We start from the raw sequence: 24,862 nt of genomic DNA on the forward strand, positions 1-24,862 counted from the left end.
TTTTTACGGAGGACTGGCCCCTTTTGGGCCTTTGACGCATGACAAACGACATTTTCAATCCGGTCCGCGTGACCGCCAATCTCTTTGGCAAGGACTACATCTTCGAGACCGGCCGCATAGCCAACCAGGCCGACGGCGCTGTCTGGGTTCAGTGCGGCGGCACTGTGGTCCTTGTGACCGTCTGCTCGCAGACACTGGAAACAAGCAAGGGCTTTTTCCCTCTCACCGTGGAATACTCCGAGCGCATGTACGCTGCAGGACGCATTCCCGGCAACTTCTTCCGCCGCGAGGTGGGACGCCCCTCCGAGCGCGAGACCCTGGTTTCCCGCCTCATCGACCGTCCCATCCGTCCCCTCTTCCCCAAGGGCCTTCTGCAGGACGTGCAGGTTCTGGCAACTGTCCTTTCCGCAGACCAGGAAAACGATCCCGACATTCTGGCCATGAGCGGCGCCTCCGCTGCCCTGCACCTTTCCTCCCTGCCCTTTGACGGACCTGTCGTGGGCGCCCGCGTGGGCCGCATAGACGGTAAGTTCGTGCTCAATCCCACCCTTGAGGAAAGGAAGAAGAGCGACGTGGACCTTGTGTTCGCAGCTTCCGCCACCGCCCTGACCATGGTCGAGGGCGAGGCACACTTCGTGCCCGAGGACATCCTCATCGACGCCCTCGAATGGGGCCGCGTCGAGGTGCAACCCCTCATCAAGGCCCAGGAAGAGCTGCGCGCGAAGGCTGGCAAGGAAAAGATGCCCTTCACCCCCCACGAGGACGATCCCGTGCTCGTGGCCCGCGTGGCAGAGCTGTGCACAAAGGCTGGCCTTGAAAAGGCCATGATCATCCCCGAAAAGCTCGAGCGCAAGAACGCCCGCAAGGCCGTGAAGGACGCTGTCATGGCAGAGCTTGTGGCTGATCCCGCCTGGGCCGAAAAGCCCGAGGCTCTGGCCGAGGTGCCGGATCTCATCGCTGCCAACGAAAAGGCCTTTGTGCGCAAGCGCATCGTGACCGAGGGCCTGCGCATCGACGGCCGCGACACAAAAACCGTGCGTCCCATCCAGATTCAGGCAGGCGTTTTGCCCCGCACCCACGGTTCCGCCATCTTCCGCCGCGGCGAGACCAAGAGCCTTGCCGTGACCACCTTAGGCTCCACCACGGACGAGCTGCGCACGGACGGCCTTGGCGGCGATATCACCAAATCCTTCATGCTGCACTACAACTTCCCGCCCTTCTCGGTCGGCGAAGTGAAGCCCGTGCGCCTGTCCCGCCGCGAAGTGGGCCACGGTGCCCTGGCAGAAAAGTCCCTGCGTCCCATCCTGCCCCAGGACGACAGCTTCCCCTTCACCATCCGCGTGGTCTCGGAAACCATGGAGTCCAACGGCTCCTCCTCCATGGCCGCAGTGTGCGGCGGCTGCCTCTCCCTCATGGACGCAGGTGTGCCGATTTCCGCTCCCGTTGCCGGCGTTGCCATGGGCCTTATCAAGGAAGGGGATCAGTTCATCATCCTCACCGACATCCTTGGTGACGAAGACGCCATGGGCGACATGGACTTCAAGGTGGCCGGCACAGCCGAGGGCGTGACCGGCATCCAGATGGACATCAAGGTGGAAGGCCTGTCCACGGACATCATGCGTGCAGCCATGCGCCAGGCCCACGAGGGTCGCATGCACATCCTTGGCGAAATGGCCAAGGTCCTGCCCGGACCCCGTCCGACCATCTCTCCCTATGCCCCGCAGCACAAGGAAATCTTCGTCAATCCCGACATCATCCGCCTCATCATTGGCCCTGGCGGCAAGAACATCAAGGCCATCACCACTGCCACCGGTGCCTCCGTGGACATCGACGACAGCGGCAAGGTCTCCATCTTTGCCCCCACTGCAGATTCCTTAAAGCGCGCCTGCGAAATGATCTCCTACTACGATCAGCATGCGGAAGTGGGCAAGGACTATGTGGGCAAGGTGAAGAAGCTTTTGGAAATTGGCTGCATCGTGGAAATCTTGCCCAACGTGGAAGCTTTGGTGCACATCTCCCAGCTTGACATCGGCCGCGTGCCCCAGGTGGCAGGCTTTGTGTCCCTTGGCGAGGAGATGAAGGTCAAGGTCATCGAAATCAACGGCGATCGCATTCGCGCAAGCCGCAGGGCAGTTCTTCTCGAAGAGCAGGGACACCCATGGAATCCCGAGGAGACCTCCCGTCCGGCCAGAAGCTCGGAAGGGCGTGAAGGCCGCGAAGGACGTGGCGGCAAGCCCAGAAGCGGTGGCCCCCGCGGCGGACATCGCGACAGGCGCTAAAGAACATCGCTCCCTGGCAGGCTTTGGCCTGCCAGGCCCCTTGCGGGGCATCCCGCAAGCCTAAAGGAGAAGTTCTCTCATGGCCAAACTCAAGAAAGAGGCTCAACAGGCTGAACAGCCTGCACAGACTGATGCTCCCGTCCAGGGCATACAGGATGACACCGCTACGGACGCTCCTGGTGAGCGCGTGCCCTCTGCCGAAGAGGTGAAGGACAGGCTCAGTGGCAAGAACAGAATGCACTTCGAAGGCCTTGGCATGCCTTGGGCAGTCCTGCTTGGCGCAAATCCCGCCAATCTCATGTCCCAGGTCATTGCCACAGTGCTCAATGCCGGCGGCACCCGTCCCACCTGGCGCTGGCAGAACAAGGACAGCGAGAACAATGTCACTGACTATGTTCTCATGGCCTGGCCCAAGGAAGAGCCCGTGCGCGCAGCAGTGCTGGTTGCCGGCCCCGAGGGCGACAAGATGCATCCCGTGGACGCATTCCCGCTTCTGCAGGGCCTGCCCAATGATCTCACCGTGGCCGAGGTGCATCCCTGGAAGGAAGGACACGGCGCCAATGTGGCAGCCCAGGTGGACGAGGACCACAGCCCCATGTGGTTCTACGATCCGCTCTACGAGCGCGACCGTCAGGATCTGACCGAAGGTGTCATGCAGACCTTCCTTGTGGCAGGTCTTGCCTTCAGCGTGCGCAAGGCCCTTTTGGACGAGCTGACCATCACCCAGGGCCCCTACTACGAAAGCCATGCCGCAAAATGGCTTGAGGAGAATCCCGGAAAGGGTCGCCTTGACGTGCCTCCCCTGAAGATCCCCATGGCTGGCCGCCATCTCATCTTCCCCGGGCGCAGCTTTGGCGAATACGAGCTGAGGGCCAGGATCATGCAGGTCGAGGAACACAAGCTCGACAAGATGCCCGTGTGGATCCTCTATCTGGAATTCCCCTTCGAGGAGCATCAGCCCCTGATCCTGCCTGTCTACGCCCCCAAGAGCGTGCTCAAGGACTACGTGCCCGCAGCAGGCGACGAGATCGATGCCTATGTGTGGCTGCAGGGCCGCGTCATAGACATGGAAGATCAAACCCAGCCCATGCCGGCAGACCTTGAAAGAGACATGCCCCATCCGGCCCCTGTTTCCCAGGACAAGTAGCCAGGGGCAACAGCGCATAAAATTCAAGGCCCATTCCCAACATCAGTTGGGAATGGGCCTTTTTGCTTTATCTGCCCCATAGGGCCAGACAGAAAACATTGGTTGGCTAGACGCTTGCCTCTGCCTTCAGGGCTTCTGCCTGGGCTGCCTGGGAGAGGGCTTCGAGCAGGGGATCGATTTCGCCTTCCATGATGCGATCGAGGCTGTACAGGGTCAGATTGATGCGGTGATCCGTGCAGCGTCCCTGGGGGAAGTTGTAGGTGCGGATGCGCTCGGAACGATCGCCCGATCCCACCTGGGCGCGCCTGTCTGCGGCCTGTTCGCTGCTCTGGCGCTCCTGCTCCAGGGAAAGCAGCCTTGAGGCCAGAACCTTCATGGCGCGGGCCTTGTTCTTGTGCTGACTGCGCTCGTCCTGGCAGGTGACCACAAGGCCTGTGGGAATGTGGGTTATGCGCACCGCGGACTCTGTCTTGTTCACGTGCTGACCGCCTGCTCCGGAGGCCCTGTACACGTCTATCTTGAGGTCCTCGGGACGGATATCCACGTCCACTTCCTCTGCTTCGGGCATGACTGCCACTGTGGCAGCAGAGGTGTGGATACGGCCCTGGGTTTCGGTGACAGGCACGCGCTGCACGCGGTGGGCGCCGGCCTCGTACTTCAGGTGGCTGTACACCTTGTCGCCGGAAATAAGGCAGATGATTTCCTTGTAACCGCCGGCTTCAGTCGGCGATTCGCTCATGATTTCGACCTTCCAGCCCTTGAGTTCGGCGTAGCGCGAATACATGCGGAACAGATCCGCGGCAAAGAGAGCAGCCTCTTCGCCACCTGTTCCTGCACGAATTTCCAGAATGGTGTTCTTTTCGTCCAGAGGATCCTTGGGGATGAGCTGCACCTTGAGCTGGTACTCAATCTTGGGGAGTTCTTCCTCCAGCTCGTGCAATTCTTCCTGCGCCATGGCCTTGATGTCGGGATCGGGGTCATGAAGCAGCTGGCGGTTTTCCTCGATCTGCGTCTTTATGGAACGGTATTTGCGGAAAAGTTCGACCACATCCTTCAGATCGGCATGGGCCTTGCTCAGCTTGCGAAACTGGTCCTGATCCGAATAGACGTCCGGATCGGAAAGGGATTTCTCCAGTTCCATGTATTTCTTTTCCAGACCTTCGAGTTTGGCAAACATGTATATCCTCCCACATCGTCCCCTGGTGCGGGACAGGCAAAAAAGCCCGCGATTGTCTCGTGGGCCTTATGCTTGAAAGCTCTTGTTTTCCGCCTCTTCCCTTGCGCGCTTCCTTTGCGAAATCACGTCCTAAAGGCGCTTGTAGGGTACTGTCCTCACCTCGTAGGGCGTATTGTCGCCCAGGGCCTCCCTCAGGGCCACAAGGGCCACTTCAAGCTGTTCCCTCTCGGGTTCGGCAGTGGTGAGTTTCTGCAAAAGCAGGCCCGGCGTACGGAGCAAGGCTGCGCATTTCCCGTCCTTCATGCGGGCCGTGGCCCGGATGAGCTCATAGGACAGGCTGGCAATGGGGGCTATCAAAAGAAGCTTGAAGAAAATCGTTCCCCCGTGCCTCACAAGCTCGCTTTCCGGAGTCCAGAAATGCAAAAGCAGGGGCACAAGGAGCGCGTGACTCAAAACCGAAACACAGACAACGAAGAGCAGAAAGGTTGTGCCGCAGCGCGGGTGCAGGCGACTTTGTGCAGCGGCAAGGTCCGCGTCCACGGGTTTCCCGGTTTCAAAGGCATGGATGGTCTTGTGCTCCGCGCCATGGTACTGAAAGACGCGTTTTATTTCCGGAACGCGCCGTATGGCGAGGATATAGATCATCAGGATGAGCAGCTTGAAAAGCCCGTCCCACAGCTGGAAGGAAACGCCGCTCACGTCTCCGGAAATGCCTGCCACTGTCAAAAGCCAGGTGAGACCATGGGGCAACACCAGGGACAGGAGCAGGGCAAAGGCAATGGACACAATAAGCGTCACTGCCAGATGCCAGCCTTCCATGGGCTTGCCGTCATCCTGCCCCTGCAGCTCTGCCGAACGGTTCAGGGTCTTGATACCGTTGATCAGTGTTTCCACAAGGACCGGAAAGCCGCGCAGAAAACGCGTTGTGCGAATTCTTTCGGACAAAAACGAAGACCACAGCCTCCGCTCCCCGACAATTTCGCTTTTCAGCTTTGCTCCGAGGCCGTAGGCTGTGCCATTACGCATCATAACGCCCTCCAGCACAGCCTGACCGCCCACAAGGGGCATGTCATCTGCAGCGAGGAGGGCGCTTAGACAAAAAAGGCTACTTTTTTTCAAACTTGGCGTACTTCTTGCGGAAGCGGTCGATGCGGCCGGCAGTGTCAAGGAAGCGCTGCTTGCCAGTGAAGAAGGGATGGCAGGCAGAGCAGACTTCGACATGCACCTGTTCGCCCTTGGTGGAAAGGACCTGCTCGCTGTTGCCGCAGGCACAAGTGATTGTGGCCTTGTAGACTTTGGGCTGGATATCTTTTTTCATCATAACCTCTACAAATGTTATCTAAAATGCCGGACGTACCGGCATCTCGAGCTTTCTGCTCATACCCACGGTCTTGCTGCCGCATCTGTCCTTGTGCAGTCATCGAAAGCCGCATATTGCGCCCTCGGAAGTACTGCGGACATGAGACAGGGTGCCGTAAAGGAAAGCTCTAATAGATCAAAACAACAGAAGTGGCAAGCCCTGGAAAAGCCACTTTTCCGCCACAATTGCGCTTTTCATACGCTTGAGGCGCACAATTTTCCGTTGCTTTAGGGTTTGTCCTCACCCCTGCATCCAAAAACATATGCGAAAAGCCCCTTGCCTTCCCGTACTGCAAAAGGTAGTAGGCTTTGCCATGACAGCACACACAAAGATACGGGCGGATCAGCTTGTCCACGAACAGGGACTTTCGGAAAGCCGCGAACAGGCAAAGCGTCTCATCATGGCAGGACAGGTACAGGTCATGCCAAAGGAAGGCAGCAAGGCTCTTCCCGTGCGGGTAGACAAGCCAGGCCACATGTTCCCAAGGGACACTGTCTTTGCCCTGACGGGGCAGGAACAGTACGTGAGCCGCGGGGCCTACAAGCTTTTGACCATTTTAGAAGACGCAAGCCTTGATGTCACAGGCTACGTGTGCCTTGACGCAGGCGCCTCCACAGGCGGCTTTACGGACTGCCTTTTGCAGCGTGGCGCAACAAGGGTCTATGCCGTTGATGTGGGCAAGAACCAGCTGCACGAAAAGCTAAGAGCAGACCCAAGGGTCATCAACCTCGAAGGCGTCAATCTGCGCACGGCACAGGCGGAGCTCATCCCCGAACCCGTGGACATCGTGGTTGCGGACGTGAGCTTTATTTCCCTGACCCTTGTGCTTGAACCCTGCATGACCTGGCTGAAATCGGGAGGCTACGTCGCTGCCCTCATAAAGCCCCAGTTCGAGTTGGGTCCGGGACAGACGGTCAAGGGTGTTGTGCGCAGCGAAGAGGCCCGCAAGCAGGCCATAGACAAGGTCGTGACCTTTGCCAGGGACGTCCTTTGCCTCGACTGCCTGAGCGTTGTGCCGGCAGCCATCAAGGGTCCCAAGGGCAATCAGGAATACCTGGCCCTCATGCGCAAGCATTAGGCCCCGTATCCGGACTATTCCGCGCGGATGAAGGAAAGCTGAAGCGTGCGCAGCCTTGGCCCGTCAAATTCGCACATGTAGACCAGCTGCCATTTGCCAAGGGCCATGCGCCCGTTTTCCACTGGCACAAGGCAGTGGCTGCCCATGAGCGAAGCCTTGATATGCGCGTCCGAATTGCCCTCGGAGTGCAGAAATCCCCAGTCCGTGGGGACAAGGCTTGCAAGAAAGTCGCTTATGTCCTTGCGCACGTCCGGGTCGTAGCCCTCGTTGATGGTCACCCCGCAGGTCGTGTGCGGGCAAAAGACGCAGATAAAGCCGTTTGTCCAGTTCTTGTCCGCGTTCCTTGCCAGAAAGCTTCCCAGCTCCTCGGTGATGTTGACAAGCTGGCTCTGCTTGCTTGTGGAAATGGAGATCTTTTCCATGATGTTCCCTGCCCTGGCTCCTCCCAAATGACGAAAGAAGCCAGGGCTTTTTTCTAGAGTATGCGGTAAAACACGGGTTCTGCGCGCAAAATGCCAGTTTCCTTCAGTTTTTGCATGGCCCTTGCCATGGCCTGCGCTGTTGTCTCGTGGGTCATGTAGACCAGGGGAACGACATTCTTCTCGTTCTCCTTCTGAATAACCTGGGCCATGCTGATATCCTCGGCTGCCATGCAGCCAGCGACATCGCGCAACACACCGGATTCGTCGCTCACCATGACGCGCACATAGTAGCGGGAGCGCCAGCCCTCGGGCGGAACAATGTCTGCACGCTCGATTTCCGTGACAAAGCCCGTGTTGTTGGGTTTGTCCTCCCTTGCCACTGCCATAAGATCGCTCAAGACCACGCTTGCAGTGGGCAGGGCACCTGCGCCCCTGCCGTGCAGGAATATGGGGCCCGACACCTGGCTTTCAATGCGGACTGCGTTGTAGACGCCCCCGACCCTGGCCAGAAGGAAGCTGTGGTGCACAAGGGCAGGAAAGACACCTGCCTCAAGACGGGTCTTGCCTGTGTCCTCGTCCCTGTGCAGCCTTGCCTCGGCAATGAGCTTGATTCTGTAGCCGAACTCCCTGGCAAAGGCTATGTCGCGCCTGTCCATATTGCGTATGCCCTGCACGGGCATGCTGGCAAAGGGATAGTCCATGCCGAAGGCGAGACGGGTCAGAAGGGTCAGCTTGTGGGCAGCGTCAAAGCCGTCCACGTCCAGGGTTGGATCCGCCTCTGCGTAGCCAAGCTCCTGCGCCTGCTGCAGGGCCGCGTCGAAATCCATGTTGTTGCTGGTCATTTCCGACAGGATGTAGTTGCTTGTCCCGTTCAGAATGCCCATGATGGAATCTATGTGGTTGCCTGCCAGGGGATCCGTCAGTGTTCCCACGATGGGGATGCAGCCTGCTGCGCTGCCCTCGTAGCGCAAAATGCAGTTGTTCTTCCTTGCCAGTTTGAAGAGATCCTCGCTGTCCTCTGCCAAAAGGGCCTTGTTGGCAGTGACAATGTGCTTGCCCTTCTCAAGGGCCATGGAAATGAGCTTGTGGGCTGCTCCCGTGCCGCCCATGAGTTCCACAACCACATCTATCTGCGGGTCATCGGTCAGGCTTGCCATATCGGTTGTGAGTTCGCAGCCTTCGGGAAGCAGGGCCGCTCTTTCCGGTGTGGCATTGCGCACAAGAACCTTGCGAAGGACAATGTCGCGTCCCACGCGCCGCTCTATAAGTTCCCTGTCCTCGCGCAAGAGCCGGACAAGGCCGCCACCCACGGTGCCCATGCCGGCCAGTCCGACATACAGGGGGGTTGAAGATGCAGATTGTGTCATAAATCCACCTATTATATTGTTTTTTGCCGTACGTTGGCAGTTTTTGGGCTGTTAGGGGGAAAGAGTCAACAATAAGGCAGAGCTAGCCTGCTTGGCAAGCAAGGTGAAAATCCAAATTCGGGAATCCTCCTCTCCTGCTGCCCGAAATCATGCTCCTCAAGGCAAACTGTATTTTCTTTTCGAAAAAGTGCACATATCCTGTCCGAAGGGCTGCAAAGGCACCCTTGCTCAGGGCCGTACCCTGGGGAACACATCAAAAAAGGAATTCTCGATGGAAGATCATATTGTATTTCGTGCGGACATCCCCGCTCTGGATCTGCTTGACCAGCGTCTTCTCCCCCTGGAGGAAAAGCGCTTTGTCTGCCGCACATATCTCGATGTGTGCACAGCCATAAAAACCATGGTTGTGCGCGGAGCCCCTGCCATTGGGGTGAGCGCAGCCTTTGCCTGCGCGCTTGCGGTTCACGAGGCAAAGGGCAAGGCGGACTGGGGAGCCTTCCTTGAGAAGGCCCTTTTGGAGATTGCCCAGGCCAGGCCTACGGCAGTCAATCTTTCCTGGGCCGTGGAAATCATGCGCGGCCTTTGGAAGGAAGCGGCACAAAAAGGTGAGCTCTCTCCTGACGCGCTTTTCAAACTCTTTTGTGACAAGGCCCTTGCCATGCAGGCCAAGGACATTGCCTCCTGCAGGGCCATGGGGCAGGCCTCTCTTGAGCTTGTGCACCAAGGCGACTGCATTCTGACCCACTGCAATGCTGGCGCCCTTGCCACTGCAGGATACGGTACGGCATTGGGTGTCGTGCGTGCAGCCTGGGAGGCGGGGCGCAACATCACGGTCATTGCCGACGAGACCCGCCCCCTTTTGCAGGGAGCGCGCCTGACTGCCTGGGAGCTGCACAAGGACGGCATTCCCGTTACCCTTGCCTGCGACAACAGCTGTGCCTGCCTCATGTCAAAGGGTATGGTGAACCTTGTGGTTGTGGGTGCAGACCGCATTGCCGCAAACGGGGACACTGCCAACAAGATAGGCACCATGGGCGTTGCCATCATGGCAAAACACTTCAACATTCCCTTCTATGTGGCTGCGCCTGTCTCGACCATTGACCCAAGCCTTGCAAGCGGTGACCTCATCCCCATAGAACAAAGGGCAAGGGAGGAAGTGGCCTCAATCAACGGCAGGGCCATCACTCCCGATGGCGTGAACGCCTTCAACTTTGCCTTTGACGTGACCCCAAACGAGCTCATCACTGCCATCATCACCGACAAGGGCCTCTTGTACCCTCCCTATACGGACAGCATTGGCAAACTCTTTGCCTGATCGGGGGACAACATGCATTTTTGCCTTCTGACATCGGCAACACTCGCCAGTCATCCCGCAAGCGCAAACTGTAAGCGCATTGTCTGGGACGCCTGGGATGTGGAGGAAAACGACATATCCCTTTGCAGGGAGATGAACGCGCGCCTCATTACCCTGCGCAGCGAACATCAGGCCTGGGCCTACGAGACAGGGCTTGTTGAAACCTCATTGGGCAGCGTTGCAGAGGGCTTCAAACAGGGCTCCTCTCTCTCCGCCTGGTGGACATCCATCCTCTACGAACGTCATCCCAAGGTCTCGCCTTGCCTCTACGAGCTCTACCTCTTGCGCACTGCAGAGCTTCTTTTGCTTGAGGGCGGATGCACATCCCTGGAAGTCCATGGCCTTAATCCTGTGGCTGTGAGCATGCTTGAAAGCCTCTGCAAGGCCAGGGGCTGGGGCTTTGTGGCAGGTGAAACTGTTCCCAAAAAGCCGGTTTCCCGATTGAGGAGGATCTACGAGGCAACGCCTGCTCCCCTGCGAGCCCTGGCGCGTTTTTTTGTGTGGCTAGTGCAGGTGAAAAGGCATCTGAAGCGCACAAGGCTTTCCCCCTCAAGCGTCAAAAGCGGCACCATAGCCACCTATTTCCCCAACATTGACGTGAAAAAGGCTGACGAAGGCATTTTCCGCTCCAGATACTGGGAGAGTCTGCACAGCCTTCTGGATTCCCAAAAGGATGTTCCCGTCCGCTGGCTTTTTGTTCGCTTCCCCTCGCCCCAGGGGTCTCTCAAGCAGTGCGTAGCCTGGGCCAAATCATTTGCAAGGGAAGGCAGGGACGGAATTTCCTTCAACTATCTGGAGGAATTTCTTGGGGCCAACGACATGATACGCGCCCTTGTCCGCTATGCGCGCATCATGCGGGCAAGTCTTGCCCTGGAAGAGGAATTGCGCCCCCGCTTTGTTTTCAAGGACTCCAGGCTCAACTTCTGGCTCCTGCTTGGAAGCGACTATGTGGAAAGCTTTCGCGGCTGGCGAAGCCTTGAGCGCTGCCTGCAGCAGCAGGGCATTGAAAACTTTGTTGCCGAGGCTGGCCCCCAGGCCTGGTACACCTTTCCCATGGAAAACTGCCCCTGGGAGCGCATGCTCACCCATGCTGCCCACGAACAAAAGACTGGTCCAGTGTTTGGTGCCCAGCATTCCACCATACGCCCCACGGACTTTCGCTACTTTGACGACAAAAGGACCTGGGAGGCCCCGGAGACAAATGTCTTCCAGCCGGACAAAATTGCCGGCAACGGAGAAAGCGCCTGTTCGCAGTGGCGGGAAAACAGTGTTCCCGAGGAGCGCCTCACCAAAATTGAAGCCTTGCGCTATCTCTATCTTGCGGACAACATCGCAAGCGCAACCAGCTTTGAAAAGCACATCCTTGTAGTCACAAGCTTCTTCGAGGACGAGACAAGGGCACATATCGAACTTCTGGCAAAGTGCCTACAGGAAGGGGTTTTGAAAGCCCAGGACGTCACCATCAAACCCCACCCCTATCTGCCTGTGGAAGGCATGCTTGAGGCCTGTCTTGGCAGCGCCCCAAAGCCCGGGGTGACCAACACGCCCCTGCCGGAAATGCTCGCCTCCCACCCCATGGTCTGGGCCTCCAATTCCACTACTGCCGTGCTTGAGGCAGCCCTCATGGGCCTGCCTGTCCTTGTCATGCGCCCAGTGGGGGACTTTGATCTCTGCCCCCTGCAGGACATTGCGGAACTTGCTCGCACCTCGGATGTGGAGAGCGTGCGCAAGGCTCTGGCTGATCCCAAACCCCTTGCTGTCGCAAGCGACTATTTGTGCCTCGAAAAGGACCTTCCCCGCTGGCGTGCCCTGCTTGGGCTAAAGCAGGGAGGCTGAGCCTGAGGGGCTGATCCAGAAAAGGCCGAAATACTCAAAGGGGGGAGAGCGACGACTCTATCGCTCTCCCCCCTTCTTTCATGCGTTGAGTGGGGCTATTTGCTCAAAGGCCGGCTACTCCTTGGACTTGAGCTGCAGCCTCTGGGCCACTGCGCTTGCGCCAAGCCTTGCAAAGTCCTCCACGCTCTTGCCTGCCCTTTCGGATTCGGGCAAGAGCAGTTCCGGCCTGTTGGCAAGGCTTGTGTCGGGTGTGACACCGTATTCCGGCGGGAAATCGTTGGCAAAGTACATGTTCTGGAAGCCGCTGAACTTGAGCTGATGGGCCGTGCTGTCGAGCACCGCATACTCGTTGTCTGCCACAAGGCCAAGGGCGCGGGCGTTGATGAGGCCGGCCAGGGTCTCGCCGCCCTGGGTGCAGACAATGTGTCCGTGGCGGTTTGCCAGAATCATGGCGTCCATGATCTGCTGTTCCGTCACCTGCACCACCTGGAAGGCCTTTTCACCGCCTGCCTCCACAAAGCGCTGGGCAAGCTCGCGCACGCGCGGGAAGGACACGGGGTTGCCGATCATGGCCGCCTGGGCGACGCTCGGGCGTACCGTGACTGGCTTCCACACCCTCTGGTCCTTCGGCGCGCTGTAGTAGCGGTACACGGGATCCGCGTGCTCGCTCTGCACGCCAAAGATGCGCGGCAGGGTTTTGATGATACCAAGATCCAGCATCTTCAGGAAGCCGGACATGATGGCCGTGATGTTGCCGGCATTGCCCACAGGCACAAAGAGGCACAGCCTGTCCACATCCCAGCCGAACCACTGGGCAGTCTCGTAGGCAAAGCTTTCCTGGCCCAGGATGCGCCAGGAATTCTTGGAGTTGAGCAGGGCCACGCGATAGCTTTCGGCCAAAATCTCGACCACCTTCATGCAGTCGTCGAAGACACCGGGAAGCTCAAGCACTGTGGCGCCGCTGCCAAGGGGCTGGGCCAGCTGCTGAGGGGTCACCTTGCCATGGGGCAGAAGGACCACGCTCTTCAAAGGCTTTCCCACATAGGCAGCGTACAGGGCAGCCGCAGCGGACGTGTCACCTGTAGAGGCACAGACCGTCAGCACCTCGTCCCAGGAGTTTGCGCGGCACAGCCATTTCAGATAGCTGAAGGCACAGGCCATGCCCCTGTCCTTGAAGGACGCGCTGGGGTTTTGGCCGTCGTTCTTGTAGCTGAAGGCAAGGCCCACCTTGTCCTGCAGGGCAGAAGACGCAGCCACAATGGGGGTGTGCGCCTCGCCAAGGTACACGATGTCTTCCTCCTCCAGGATGGGGGCAAGAAGCTCGTAGTAGGCAAAGACGCCGCGCAGGGCCGTTGTCCTTGTCATGAGGCGCTTGTCGAACACATCGCGCCAGTAGGCTCCGTCGTGCTTTTTGAGCTCGTCGAAGTTGTTGTCGTGCAGCAAAAAGACACCGCCACAGTCGGGGCATGTGTACAGCAGGCTGTCGCCGGGGTGGGTCTTGCCGCACCCAAGGCACCTATACTCCATCTGTCCTCTGTAGGACGGGAAATCCTGGGACATTTTCTCCTCCGTGTATACGCTAGGGGGCTGCCAGTCTTCCCAAGGGCTGCAGGGTGCTGGCGCAAGCCACAATAGGTGGTCACAATAATTGGGTTTCGGGATTGATCGTTTGTCTAGTTTCCCTTGTTCTGCCGATCAAGGGAGCCTGTCTTCGAGAGCACAAGGCGGTTTTCCCTGCCCTCGCGCAGACGGACTATGTTTTCCTTGTGCCTGTAGGCAACAACAAGGAAAAGGAGCACTGCCAGGGGGATCCAGCATGCCGCATCACAAAGCCACAGTGTTACGGGCAGCGAGGCGAGAAGGCACAAGGAGCCCAAGGACACAAAGCGCGTGACGGCAATGATGCCTATGCACACAAGGCAGGAAATCAGGGTGGGAAGGAAGGCTATGGGCAAAAACACGCCAATGCTTGTGGCAACTGCCTTGCCACCGCGAAAGCCCATGAAGCAGGAAAAGACGTGGCCAAGGACAGCGAAAAAGGCCACTGTGGAAATGGCAGCCGGGTCGGATGTGTCCCAAAGGGCCAAAAGCACAGGCAGCGTGCCCTTCATGATATCGCAAAAGAGCGTGGCTACGCCCCAGCCAAAGCCGCACAGTCTTGCCACATTGGTGGCTCCGGTATTCCTGCTTCCGGCAGTGCGGGGGTCAATACCGCAAAAGACCCTGGCTATGACAAGGCCCCAGGGTGCCGAGCCCAAAAGATAGGCGACAATGGACAATGAGATGACAAAGAGCATTACTCTTCTCCCGTTTGCGTGTTCTCGTCCATGCCAAAGCCGTCCATGTACTCCGCTGTCTGCGGCATGGCCTCTTCGGGCAGAACTTCGAGGATCTGCATTTCGTTGTACAGGGGATTGACCCGGCCTATGCGCAGGACAACCCTGCTGCCTGGCACGGTTCTTTCGTCAAAGAGCTTCTTTCTGCCGCGCAAAAAGATGTCGTAGTCAGGCAGGGACACGGAATACTGCGTGTCGTTTTCTTCCGTGACAACGCCGTGCCACCACGCGTCCTCGCCCTTCTGGCTGAAAAAGAGCAGCTTCCAGTAGCGGGGACGGAAGCGCTGAATCTGTCCTGCCCCATCCAGGGCAATGTGCAGCCCAAGCAGGATGTCGTCCAGCTCCTTTGCGGCAAATTTCGGCGCGCCACAGGCAAGGAAGGAGAGGATCTGGGCCTCGTTCACAAGGTCTGCGTAGCGCCTCAAGGGCGAGGTCATGGGCGCGTAGCAGGAAAGGCCCAGGGCCGCGTGCATGCGGGGCTGGGTTTCCAGTATGGAAGGCACCATGCAGTGCATGATCTCGGTCATGCGCACGGGATCGTTCCAGATACCTGCGTATTCCGGAGGAATGTCCGCGCTCTGGGTGCGGAAAACAAAGGGCACGCGCTTTTCCACTGCCCACTCTGCCGCAGAGGCGCTTGCCAGGATCATCATCTCGGCCACCATGTCCTGGGCCTCGCAGGATGGCTTTCCGGGACAAAGCTCGACCTTCACATCCTCTCCTTCACCAAAAAGAAGGATTTGAGGCTCCCGCTTGTCCAGTATCACTGCCCCGCGGGAAATGCGGTAGGCCTTGCGCTTGCGGGAAAATTCCGCAGCCAGTTTGAGCATATCTGCATAGGCAAGGGAAGGATTGTCCTCGCTTGCCGTGCCATCAAGTACTTCCTGACATTTTGCGTAGCGCAAATTGGCTGCCAGCCGGACCTTTCGCACCTCGAAGGAGCACAACTCCCTCACGGATCCGTCCTTCGCGATATCTTGCCGAAAAACAAGCGCTGGCCTGTCCTTGCCCGCAAAGAGGGAGAGGGCGTCCGTGCCAAGGAAGCGGGGCAGCATGTGGTAGTCCCCTTCGGGCAGGTACACGGATGTGCCGCGGTAGCGCACAAGGCTGTCGAACTTCGAGCCAAAGGGCCAGCCAAGGGCCGGGCAGGCCAGGGCCAGGGTGAGCGTCATGCTCCCGTCCTCGTGCCCTTCGATATAGAAGGCGTCGTCTATGTCCTCGGTGGAATCGCCGTCTATGCTCACAAAGGGCAAATCGCAGGCCTCAAGTGCGGCAATTTCCGGATTGTCTGCAAGGGCTCTTGCAGCCTCCTCCTGTTTTTGCCACCACGTATCCCCTGGATCGTAGCCAGCCTTGTCCAGCCAGTAGTTGTGGTGCGGCTCAAGCTTGCCCCAGGCAAGCAAAAGCCTGACTGAAAGGAGCGGATCGTCGTTCAGCCCCTTAACCAGGGTCTGCCACAGGGTTGTAGATGAGTCCGGATCGACCATCTGCTTGCGCAAAATCTCTTCCAGCCTTGCCTGCACGTCTTCGCAAGGCCACTTGTCCCTTGCGGGAAGCTCTGCCTTGTGCGAGGCCACTGCGAGCAAAAGGCGCACAAAGGGGCCTGCCTCGTTTATGAAGCGATCGCGCTCTTCCTGCTTTTTCTTTTCCTCTTCCCTGCGGGCCACGGTCTCTGCGTCATAGATCTCGAAATTCGGGGGCACAAAGCGAAAGTGGGTTCTGCAGGAAAGCAGGGCGTGGCCTGTGGCTGCCACTGCGTCCACCGAAGGCTCGCTGTCAAGAAGCTCTGCAAAAAAGCTGGCCTGGGCCTTGTCCACCTCGCCTTGGGCAAGCTCCCAGAGGGAGATGACGTCCATCTCCTCGCATATCTTCGCACGCCTTGCCCTTGCCTTCTCAAGGACCTTGACCATCTCGTCCCTGCTCATGGAGGAAAAGCCCTGCACCGGCGCGCTTATCCAGGGGAGCACGCGATTTGCCGCGAGCTTTGTCTCGCGTCTGTTGGGCAGCATGAGGCGCAGCTTGCCGGAAACTTCTTCAAGGACAATGGCAATCTGCATCGCGTTCGCGTCAAAGTATTCCACCACACAGCCCACAGCCGGGTACTGCACGCATGACGACATAAGGTGCTCCTTTGGCTAAGAAATCCAAGCTGTTTTCCTATATCCTTTGCCCATGGCTTGCAAGATCCGGGAAAGCCCAAGGCAAGGAAGAAGACAGGCATTGCGCGCTTTTGCCCTTGAACACCAGCAAGGGGGAGCAAAGGGAACCTAGGGCCTTTCGCACTCGCCCCCTCCCCGCGCAAAAAAAAGAAGGCAAACATGTTGACAAGCAGGGGGCCAAATATCAATGGTTCATACGCGACCCCGGCTCCTTGTCAAAAGGCCTCTTGCCGGAGCCGTCTGCCTTTTTGCGCAGACAGACAAACTTTTGCTTTTCAAAAAAACTGCTCCCGAAAAGCCCTTCTTTCCCTTTCGGAGGAGACATGCCCCTTCTGCACCCCAAGGTTTTGAACCACTTTACCCTGCAGGACATTACGCAGCCGCAACTGTACCGCGAGCTCTATCCCTATACCAAGATCTGCCGCACAACCTTTGACGACGTAATGCTTGCCCCGCATCCGGCAAAGGAGATGCACATCACGGACACGACCTTCCGCGACGGTCAGCAGGCGCGTCCGCCCTACACTGTTGCCCAGATCAAGAAGATGTTCGAATTCCTCTACCGCCTAGGCGGCAGGACTGGCCTCATTTCTGCTTCCGAATTCTTCCTCTATTCGGAGCGCGACCGCAAGGCCATAGAGGTTTGCCGCAGCATGGGCTACCAGTTCCCGAAGATCACTGCCTGGACGCGCGCCAACAAGCAGGATCTTGCCCTTGCGAGAGACATGGAATTCGACGAAGTGGGCATGCTCACCAGCGTTTCGGACTACCACATCTTCCTCAAACTGGGAAAGACACGCCAGCAGGCCATGGACATGTACCTGGATGTGGCAAACCAGGCCCTGGAATGGGGCATTGTGCCGCGCTGCCACTTCGAGGACATCACCCGCGCGGACATCTACGGCTTCTGCCTGCCTTTGGCACAAAAACTCATGGAACTCTCCCGCCAGGCCAACCTGCCTGTGAAGATCCGCTTGTGCGACACCATGGGGTACGGTGTGCCCTACCCGGGCACAGCACTCCCCCGCTCCGTACAGGGTATTGTGCACGCCTTTACGGACGAGGCCGGTGTTCCCGGTGAAATGCTCGAGTGGCACGGCCACAATGATTTCCACAAGGGTCTTGTCAACGGCGTGACAGCCTGGCTCTACGGCTGCGGCGCTGTCAACGGCACCCTCTTCGGCTTTGGCGAAAGGACAGGCAACACGCCCGTTGAGGCCCTGGCCATTGACTACATTTCCCTGACCGGGGACGATGGCGCAGCAGACACCACCGTCATTTCCGAAATTGCGGATTTCTTCGAACAGGAACTGCGCTACAACATTCCCCACAACTATCCCTTTGCCGGCCGCGACTTCAACGCCACAAGCGCAGGCGTACATGTGGACGGCATTCTCAAGAACGAGGAAATCTACAACATCTTCGATACCACCCTGCTTCTCGGCAAGCCCGTGCCCATCATCATCACGGACAAGTCCGGACGCGCAGGTGTTGCCTACTGGATAAATCACAACCTGAAGCTGACAGGCACAACCAAGGAAGTGACCAAGAAGCATCCGGCAGTGGGCAAGATCTACGACGATATCATGAAGGCCTACGAAAACGGCCGTACCACCCACTTCTCCCACGAGGAGATGCAGCGCCTTGTGCTGCGCCACATGCCCGAATTCACCATCACGGAATACGATCGCATGAAGCAGCTCGCAGGCGAGCTCTCGGCCCACGTTATCTGCAACCTCTCCCAGGAAAAGGGCCTGCTCCACTTCGACGACGAGGCCACAAGGCTTCTGGAAAAGTTCTCTACCCAGCATCCCTTCATCCAGCTTATCTCGCTTACGGATGATCAGGGCATTCTCAAATGCATGGCCTTGACCACGGACAAGACCTATCGCGCCCTCTACAAGGATCTTGCCCCAGGCTTCGACTTCTCGGACCGCGAGTGGTTCAAGGAGCCCATGAAGACTGGCGATCTGCACATCATGGATGTCTACCCCTCGCGCTTTACCGGCAAGCTCATCATCACGGTTTCCTGCGCAGTGACCGACGCAGAGGACAGGATCGTGGGCGTGCTCAGCTGCGACATGCAGGTCGAACAGATCCTGAAGCATGCCCAGGAACTCGTGCAGGACGAAGACTAGCGAGGTATTCCGCCTATGCTGAGCGTACTTCCCGTATTCATTGTCACGGCCCTCATGTTCGCCATGCTGCCGGGCCCGGACTTTGCCCTTATCGTGCGCACAGCACTCATCCACGGCAAAAGACACGCGCTCTTCTCATCGTTGGGGATAGCAACGGGTTTTTCCGTGCACACGACTCTGGGCGTTTTGGGATTGAGCGCCATCATAGCCCATTCTCCCCTGCTCTTTAACCTGATCACCTGGGCAGGGGCTGCCTACCTTGCCTGGCTCGGCATCCAGGCTTTGCGGGCACGCCCCGGAAAGCCGGACAAAAATGCTTCTAGCGAAGAGCAAGGCAGGATGGGTACGGAAAAGCCCTCGTTCTCTCCTGCAAAGGCCTTTCGTCAGGGCTTTTTGACCAATATCCTCAATCCCAAGGTCATACTCTACTTTCTGACCTTCTTCCCGCAGTTTGTGGTGCACGATGCCGAGATGTCAGTGACAGCCCAGCTCTTCGTTCTTGGCGTCAGCTGCTGCCTTGTCACAGGCGGATGGTTCATATTCCTGAGCCTCATGCTCTCCCGCGTGCGCCGCTACTTCGAATCGGAAACATTCAGGCGCTGGCTTGAGCGCATCACCGGAGTCATCTTCCTTGGCTTCAGCGTGAAGCTTCTGGCCTCGTCCTCCTGATCACCCCATACCCTTCACCAAGAACACCACACGGATTTTTTACCATGATCACACTCAAGGACCAAAAAGTCGTTGTCTCGAAAGACAGCCTCCTTGGCGCAGAGGAAGCCGCTGCACAAGGCATCGACCTTGCAAAGGCCAGGGAAAACACCCTAGCCTGCCGCGTCATGAAGGCCCACAGCAAGGCTTCCGAAAAGGACGACCTCTTTCACATCTCCTTTGACGCACTCATTTCCCACGACATCACCTATGTGGGCATCATTCAGACTGCCAGGGCAAGCGGCCTTCAGGAATTTCCCCTTCCCTACTGCCTGACCAACTGCCACAACAGCCTCTGTGCCGTGGGCGGCACCATCAACGAGGACGATCATGTCTTCGGCCTTTCGGCAGCAAAGAAGTACGGCGGCATCTTTGTGCCCACAAACCTCGCTGTCATCCATCAGTACGCGAGGGAAATGCTGGCCGGTTGCGGCAAGATGATCCTGGGCTCCGACAGCCACACCCGCTATGGTGCCCTTGGCTGCATGGGCGTCGGCGAGGGCGGCCCCGAGCTTGTGAAGCAGCTGCTTTCGCGCACCTATGACATTCCGAAGCCCGAAGTCGTGCTCATCTGGCTTGAGAATGCCCCAAGGCCCGGCGTAGGCCCCCAGGACGTGGCCCTTGCCATCATCGGCGCTGTCTTCAAGAACGGCTTTGTCAAGAACAAGGTCATGGAATTCGCTGGCCCTGGCGTAAGGAACCTGTCCGTGGAATACCGCTGCGGCATAGACGTCATGACCACCGAAACCACCTGTCTTTCCTCCATCTGGAAGACGGACGAGCGCGTGCAGGACTACCTTGCCCTGCACGGCAGAAAGGACGCCTACCAAAAGCTTGGCTACGACGAACCCGCAGCCTTTGACGCCCTTGTGAAGGTGGATCTCGCAACCATCGAGCCCATGATCGCCCTGCCCTTCCATCCGAGCAATGTCTACACGGTGAAGGAAGTGCAGAAGAACGCGAAGGATATCTTTGCAGGCATCGAGAAAGAGGCCAGGGCCAAGTTCGGCAAGGCTGCGGCAAGCTTCAGCCTGCAAGACAAGGTGACTTCGAAGGGCGTGCAGGTGGATCAGGGCATTATCGCAGGCTGCGCTGGCGGAAGCTTTGAAAACATCACCCTGGCCTCCCACATCCTGGACGGCAGGAGCACAGGCATGGATGCCTTCTCCTGTTCCCTCTATCCTGCCTCCGCGCCAGTGTCCCTGGCCCTTGTTCAAAACGGCTCCTACACCCGCCTCATGGCAGCTGGAGCCCTTTTGAAGAGCGCCTTTTGCGGCCCCTGTTTCGGCGCAGGTGACACCCCTGCACACGGCGCCCTTTCCATCCGCCACACCACCCGCAATTTCCCCAACCGCGAAGGCTCCAAGCCAGGCAACGGCCAGCTTTCCGGTGTGGCCCTCATGGACGCCCGCTCCATCGCGGCCACTGCGGCCAATGGCGGCATCCTCACCCCTGCCACGGAGCTCGACTGGGAGAAGATTCACTGCGATCTTTCCTACAGCTTCGATCAGGGCATCTACGAAAAGCGCTGCTTCAATGGCTTTGGCAACGCCCACAGGGACGAGAAACTTGTCCTTGGCCCCAACATCACGGACTGGCCGGCCATGAGTCCCCTGCCCGAACACCTGGTTTTGAATGTGGTCAGCGTGATCACGGACCCCGTGACCACTACGGACGAGCTCATTCCTTCCGGCGAAACCTCTTCCTTGCGCTCCAATCCCTTAAAGCTTTCGGAATTCACGCTCTCGCGCAGGGATCCCGCATATGTGGGCAGGGCAAAGGACGTGCAGGCAAGGGAAACAGCCCGTCTTGCCAACCCTGCGGACAAGGCCCTGTACGATGAGATTGCCTTGGCCTGCGCTCCCCTGAAGGAGACAAATCCTGCCCTGTGGGAGGACGTCTTCGGATCGGGCACTCTGGACAAGACAGGCATTGGCTCCACCATCTTTGCCGTGAAGCCGGGCGACGGTTCCGCCAGGGAACAGGCGGCCTCCTGCCAGAAGGTTCTTGGCGGATGGGCAAACCTTGCCGAGGAATACGCAACCAAGCGCTATCGCTCCAATCTCATCAACTGGGGCATGCTGCCCTTCCTGCTGGAAAAGGGCATGGGCCAGGGCATGGTTCCCGGCGACGTTGTCTTAGTACCCCATGTGCGCAAGGCTGTTGCCAGCAACACCATGGATATGGAAGGCATTCTCATTCACGAGGGCAAGGCAAAAGCCCTGCGCCTTTCCCTGGGCTCTCTGACAGAGGACGAGCGCACCATCATCCTGGACGGTTGCCTTATCAACTTCTACAAGAGCGGCAACTAGCCTGTATTGCCACCAAAACAGACAATAGTTCATATATTGGAACTAAATAGTTCCTGACTATAGTACAAAAGGCCCCAACGCTTTGGCGTTGGGGCCTTTTTCCTTGTGCTACCTCTTGCAGATTGCGAATTTTGTTGCCTTGTATCTAGAGAAGGCGGGTGTCGGGTTCTATAACCTCAAGGCCGTCCATATAGGGAACCAAAACCTTGGGGATGATGACACTGCCGTCCTTTTGCTGGTTGTTTTCCAGAATGGCGGCGATGGTGCGTCCTGTGGGCAGGCCAGAGCCATTGAGGGTGTGGCAGAAGGCCGTCTTGCCGCCCTTGGGCTTGAAGCGGATGTTGGCGCGCCTGGCCTGGAAGTCGAGGCAGTTGGAGCAGGAAGAAATTTCCCTGTAGGTCTTCTGCTGCGGGAACCAGACTTCAATGTCGTAGGTCTTGGCGGAACTGAAGCCCATGTCGCCAGTGCACAGCACTATCTGGCGGAAGGGCAGCTCAAGCTTTTCGAGCAGATTCCTGGCATTGGCTGTCATGATTTCGAGCTGATTGAAGCTGTCGTCCGGATGGGCAAAGCGCACCATTTCCACCTTTGTGAACTGATGCATGCGGATGAGGCCACGGGTGTCCTTGCCGGCGGAGCCTGCTTCCGAGCGGAAGCAGGGGGTGGCTGCCGTATAGGCCCTTGGCAGATCCTCCTCTGCCAGAACTTCCTGGGCGTGCAGATTGGTCAGGGGCACCTCGGCCGTGGGGATGAGGTAGGTCCCCTCGCGCAGCTTGTAGAGATCTTCCTCGAATTTGGGCAGCTGTGCCGTGCCGGTCAGGGTCTGGGCAGTCACGATGGCCGGAGGCTGCACCTCGATGTAGTCCTCTTCCTTCGTGTGCACATCGAGGAAGAAGTTCACAAGAGCCCTGTCGAGGCGGGCAGCCCAGCCAAGGGAGACCACGTAGCGGCTGCCGGACATCCTGACCGCACGCTCGAAGTCCAGCCCTTTAAGCCTTGTGCCCACATCCCAGTGGGGGAGGGGTTCGAAGTCGAATTCGCGGGGTGTGCCCACCCTGCGGATTTCCACGTTTTCGGTCTCGTCCTTTCCCACGGGCACGGAGGCGTCGGGAATGTTGGGAACGGAAAGCATCCATTCCTCAAGCCTGGCTATTGCCTCGTCGGTCTTGGCATCAAGTTCCTTGATGCGGTCTGACACATCGGAAAGTTCGGCCAGAAGGGCGGAGGCGTCCTGCCCCTCGCGCTTCATGCGGGCAACTTCCTGGGAGGCCGCGTTGCGGCGGCTCTTGAGTTCTTCCACCTGGGCGATGTTCTTGCGGCGAACAGCGTCTATTTCCTGAAAGGTCTCTATGGTCAGATCCGAATGGCGGTCTGCCAGGGCCTTTGCCAGAATCTCGGGCTGTTTCTGTATGCGTTTGAGATCAAGCATTGTCTGTCCTTACGCTGATTTGTCCTTATGCTGATTTGTCCCTTGTGCCTTCTTCTCCGCAAGACCATTGGGGAAGGGGGCCCGGAAAAACCGGTACAGGCAAGGGACTTTTTGCCTTTCTTGGTTCTTTGTGCTAGCAGAATTTCTGAAAGCAACAGCACACCGTGGTGCTTGCGGCCCTTGCGCGGCCTTTGTGTATCCTCCCTGTCAAAAGGTGGAGGAGAGTCTTCGGGGCATGTCCCGAAACCGCGTGACTCGTTAGCACACAAAAGGCGGAAAGGCAAAATTCCGCTACTGGTCCGCCCCGCATCCTCCCCTGAAAAACCGGGCTTGCAGGGCGCTTCAAGTAACGTCTGCAAGCGTTTGCAGACTTCCTCAGGGTCTGCGGCACACGGCGAAAAAAAGCAAAATTCCCTTTCTTCTTCCCCACAAGTTTTTTCCGAGGCCTCCATGACGTACAAACGCATCTTCCTCGTTTTCAGCCTGCTTGCCCTGCTTCTTCTGGTTTCTGCCTGCGGTCCGAGCAACACGGTCCGCCTCCTGCCCATGAAGCCGGCAGCCTCCGTCCTGCCCACGCCCTCTGCCTCGACCATCGCCGTAGTGAAATTCACGGACAAGCGCGTGGACACGTCCTCCCTTGGCCTGCGCCGTGACAAGAGCTACTTTACGACCATGGACGATACCGCAGACTGGGTGAGCAAGGCCATTGCCGACCGCCTCTCCGCCAGTGGCTTCCAGGTCTCCTATACCATGAACGCTTCCAGTGCCAAGCGAGCAGCCCCCGACTACATCCTGAACGGTTCCATCGATCAGCTTGAGGTTCGCGAGACTTCCGCCACCTCCTTCGAGGCCAAGATTCGCGTAAACTACGTTTTGGCCAACAAGGACAAGGTCATTCTGCGTCAGCCGCTCATGGCAGCCGGTTCCACCACCACCTTCCCGAACAACAGCGCTGTCGAGAAGCTCCTTGCCGAAACGCTCAAGGACATTGTGGAACCCATGAACGAAAAGATTTCCACCATCGTTCAGCATTAGATGCAGCATGAGTGCGTGCCTTTTGGTATGCACAATCTTGCAGCAAATTCAGGGGGCGGTACCACTGGTGCCGCCCCTTTTTGGACATCTTTTTGCCCCCGTATTCTGCGCACAACACATCTGGAAATAATCATGAGCCAACCAGTTCTTCTCAAGGTCTATGCGGCCTTCTTTCCCGTATCTTCGGACCTTGTCGAAAAAGTCCGCGAGGCTGCCTCGCAAGCCCTTGCCATGGAAGGGGATCCCGGCCCCCATGTCTTTTTTGAGGATACCATGCTGCGCATAAGCTTCGAGGGCATCTATTTCCCCTGGGAGGATGTCGTTCCCCTGCTTCAAGAGGCAGTTGCAGCCGGTGCAAAGGGCAAGATGGACGTTCTTGACATGGAAGCCTGGACCATGACGCGCTTTGAGGCCTGTGACTGTGACAGGACGCATGCGACACCCTACCTTCGCGAGGGCACTGTCTCCCTAAACCACGTGCTGGACTATTCGGGCCTTTGACGTCCTCCCCCGCCTGAAGGCGGAGGATTCCCTGCAGCAGCAATCGTGTTAGCGATTACTGCCTTGGGTGGTTCCTGCTTCACGGGGGAGTGAAAGCTCCCCAGATCCATCAGTGATGACGGCACGCCCTGCCGCCAGTATGTTCAACGCAGCGTTGTGGTCCGCGTTGAGTTCAAATCCGCAGGATGTGCATTTGAACTGCTCCTGCGTGGGCCTGTTATTTT

At 58.1% G+C, this 24,862-nt stretch carries 20 protein-coding genes; 10 read left to right on the forward strand and 10 right to left on the reverse strand.

Translation table 11 applies throughout. From position 1 onward, the window contains the following. The first annotated feature begins 38 nt into the window (after positions 1 to 38). Positions 39 to 2,279, forward strand: coding sequence for a polyribonucleotide nucleotidyltransferase (gene pnp, locus B5F76_RS10105; protein WP_087354067.1), 2,241 nt, complete (start codon positions 39 to 41; stop codon positions 2,277 to 2,279). A 79-nt stretch (positions 2,280 to 2,358) separates the two neighbouring features. After that, positions 2,359 to 3,426 (forward strand): hypothetical protein, encoded by a 1,068-nt coding sequence (locus tag B5F76_RS10110; RefSeq protein WP_204218381.1) that lies wholly within the window; start codon positions 2,359 to 2,361, stop codon positions 3,424 to 3,426. A 106-nt stretch (positions 3,427 to 3,532) separates the two neighbouring features. On the opposite strand, the gene prfA is transcribed toward B5F76_RS10110, so the two are convergent. From prfA to rpmE, 3 genes are all read right to left on the reverse strand, one after another. Beyond that, on the reverse strand, positions 3,533 to 4,603 hold the full coding sequence (prfA, locus tag B5F76_RS10115; protein WP_087354070.1) for a peptide chain release factor 1: 1,071 nt from the start codon (positions 4,601 to 4,603) through the stop codon (positions 3,533 to 3,535). Between the two features lie 129 nt (positions 4,604 to 4,732). Further along, the gene (locus tag B5F76_RS10120) at positions 4,733 to 5,671 is read right to left on the reverse strand and encodes a DUF1385 domain-containing protein (protein WP_087354074.1); all 939 of its coding nucleotides are present in this window, start codon (positions 5,669 to 5,671) and stop codon (positions 4,733 to 4,735) included. A 37-nt stretch (positions 5,672 to 5,708) separates the two neighbouring features. Next, positions 5,709 to 5,921, reverse strand: coding sequence for a 50S ribosomal protein L31 (gene rpmE / locus B5F76_RS10125; protein WP_087354078.1), 213 nt, complete (start codon positions 5,919 to 5,921; stop codon positions 5,709 to 5,711). Positions 5,922 to 6,276: 355 nt separating this feature from the next. On the opposite strand from rpmE, the gene B5F76_RS10130 reads away from it, so the two are divergent. Continuing rightward, positions 6,277 to 7,041, forward strand: coding sequence for a TlyA family RNA methyltransferase (locus B5F76_RS10130; protein WP_087354081.1), 765 nt, complete (start codon positions 6,277 to 6,279; stop codon positions 7,039 to 7,041). A 14-nt stretch (positions 7,042 to 7,055) separates the two neighbouring features. Here the strand turns inward: B5F76_RS10130 and B5F76_RS10135 are convergent, their stop codons facing one another. Both B5F76_RS10135 and B5F76_RS10140 read right to left on the reverse strand, forming a co-directional pair. Next, on the reverse strand, positions 7,056 to 7,463 hold the full coding sequence (locus B5F76_RS10135) for a secondary thiamine-phosphate synthase enzyme YjbQ (RefSeq protein ID WP_087354084.1): 408 nt from the start codon (positions 7,461 to 7,463) through the stop codon (positions 7,056 to 7,058). Positions 7,464 to 7,516: 53 nt separating this feature from the next. Further along, the gene (locus tag B5F76_RS10140) at positions 7,517 to 8,830 is read right to left on the reverse strand and encodes a homoserine dehydrogenase (RefSeq protein ID WP_087354086.1); all 1,314 of its coding nucleotides are present in this window, start codon (positions 8,828 to 8,830) and stop codon (positions 7,517 to 7,519) included. A gap of 271 nt (positions 8,831 to 9,101) precedes the next feature. Between B5F76_RS10140 and mtnA the strand changes: the two genes are divergently transcribed. Both mtnA and B5F76_RS10150 read left to right on the forward strand, forming a co-directional pair. Beyond that, the gene (gene mtnA / locus B5F76_RS10145) at positions 9,102 to 10,145 is read left to right on the forward strand and encodes an S-methyl-5-thioribose-1-phosphate isomerase (protein ID WP_087354130.1); all 1,044 of its coding nucleotides are present in this window, start codon (positions 9,102 to 9,104) and stop codon (positions 10,143 to 10,145) included. 12 nt (positions 10,146 to 10,157) lie between these two features. Then, positions 10,158 to 12,020 (forward strand): TIGR04326 family surface carbohydrate biosynthesis protein, encoded by a 1,863-nt coding sequence (locus B5F76_RS10150; protein WP_087354089.1) that lies wholly within the window; start codon positions 10,158 to 10,160, stop codon positions 12,018 to 12,020. Between the two features lie 114 nt (positions 12,021 to 12,134). Here B5F76_RS10150 and thrC read toward each other — a convergent pair whose 3' ends face one another. The 3 genes from thrC to B5F76_RS10165 form a co-directional block, all read right to left on the reverse strand. Further along, entirely contained in the window at positions 12,135 to 13,580 is a 1,446-nt protein-coding gene (gene thrC / locus B5F76_RS10155; protein ID WP_087354093.1) for a threonine synthase, read from the reverse strand. 113 nt (positions 13,581 to 13,693) lie between these two features. Next, positions 13,694 to 14,317 carry a glycerol-3-phosphate 1-O-acyltransferase PlsY gene (plsY, locus tag B5F76_RS10160; RefSeq protein ID WP_087354098.1) on the reverse strand — a complete coding sequence of 208 codons (624 nt, stop codon included), beginning with the start codon at positions 14,315 to 14,317 and terminating at the stop codon, positions 13,694 to 13,696. Further along, complete coding sequence (locus B5F76_RS10165) at positions 14,317 to 16,476, reverse strand: ribonuclease catalytic domain-containing protein (RefSeq protein WP_087354100.1); 2,160 nt, start codon at positions 16,474 to 16,476, stop codon at positions 14,317 to 14,319. The genes plsY and B5F76_RS10165 overlap by 1 nt, the downstream gene beginning before the upstream one ends. 362 nt (positions 16,477 to 16,838) lie before the next feature. Between B5F76_RS10165 and B5F76_RS10170 the strand changes: the two genes are divergently transcribed. From B5F76_RS10170 to B5F76_RS10180, 3 genes are read left to right on the forward strand one after another with little or no spacing between them, the layout of a single operon-like run. Beyond that, the gene (locus tag B5F76_RS10170; protein ID WP_087354103.1) at positions 16,839 to 18,653 is read left to right on the forward strand and encodes a PDC sensor domain-containing protein; all 1,815 of its coding nucleotides are present in this window, start codon (positions 16,839 to 16,841) and stop codon (positions 18,651 to 18,653) included. A gap of 15 nt (positions 18,654 to 18,668) precedes the next feature. Beyond that, a complete protein-coding gene (locus tag B5F76_RS10175) occupies positions 18,669 to 19,322 on the forward strand; it encodes a LysE family translocator (protein ID WP_087354106.1) in 654 nt (217 codons plus the stop codon). Between the two features lie 44 nt (positions 19,323 to 19,366). Beyond that, positions 19,367 to 21,673: a hydratase gene (locus B5F76_RS10180; RefSeq protein WP_087354110.1), complete on the forward strand. Its 2,307-nt coding sequence runs from the start codon at positions 19,367 to 19,369 to the stop codon at positions 21,671 to 21,673. Between the two features lie 145 nt (positions 21,674 to 21,818). Here the strand turns inward: B5F76_RS10180 and serS are convergent, their stop codons facing one another. Then, complete coding sequence (serS, locus tag B5F76_RS10185) at positions 21,819 to 23,102, reverse strand: serine--tRNA ligase (protein ID WP_087354113.1); 1,284 nt, start codon at positions 23,100 to 23,102, stop codon at positions 21,819 to 21,821. Positions 23,103 to 23,552: 450 nt separating this feature from the next. Between serS and B5F76_RS10190 the strand changes: the two genes are divergently transcribed. Together B5F76_RS10190 and B5F76_RS10195 are read left to right on the forward strand one after the other, a co-directional pair. After that, positions 23,553 to 24,137, forward strand: a complete 585-nt coding sequence (locus B5F76_RS10190; RefSeq protein ID WP_087354133.1) for a hypothetical protein — start codon at positions 23,553 to 23,555, stop codon at positions 24,135 to 24,137. Between the two features lie 132 nt (positions 24,138 to 24,269). Then, complete coding sequence (locus B5F76_RS10195) at positions 24,270 to 24,638, forward strand: hypothetical protein (RefSeq protein WP_144268462.1); 369 nt, start codon at positions 24,270 to 24,272, stop codon at positions 24,636 to 24,638. Positions 24,639 to 24,686: 48 nt separating this feature from the next. Here the strand turns inward: B5F76_RS10195 and B5F76_RS15595 are convergent. Next, positions 24,687 to 24,862, reverse strand: a 176-nt coding sequence (locus tag B5F76_RS15595; RefSeq protein WP_144268463.1) for a zinc ribbon domain-containing protein, incomplete at its 5' end; no start/stop codon positions are given.

The sequence above is a fragment of the Desulfovibrio sp. An276 genome (assembly GCF_002159665.1).
In the GTDB taxonomy this organism is placed as follows: Bacteria; Desulfobacterota; Desulfovibrionia; order Desulfovibrionales; family Desulfovibrionaceae; genus Desulfovibrio; species Desulfovibrio faecigallinarum.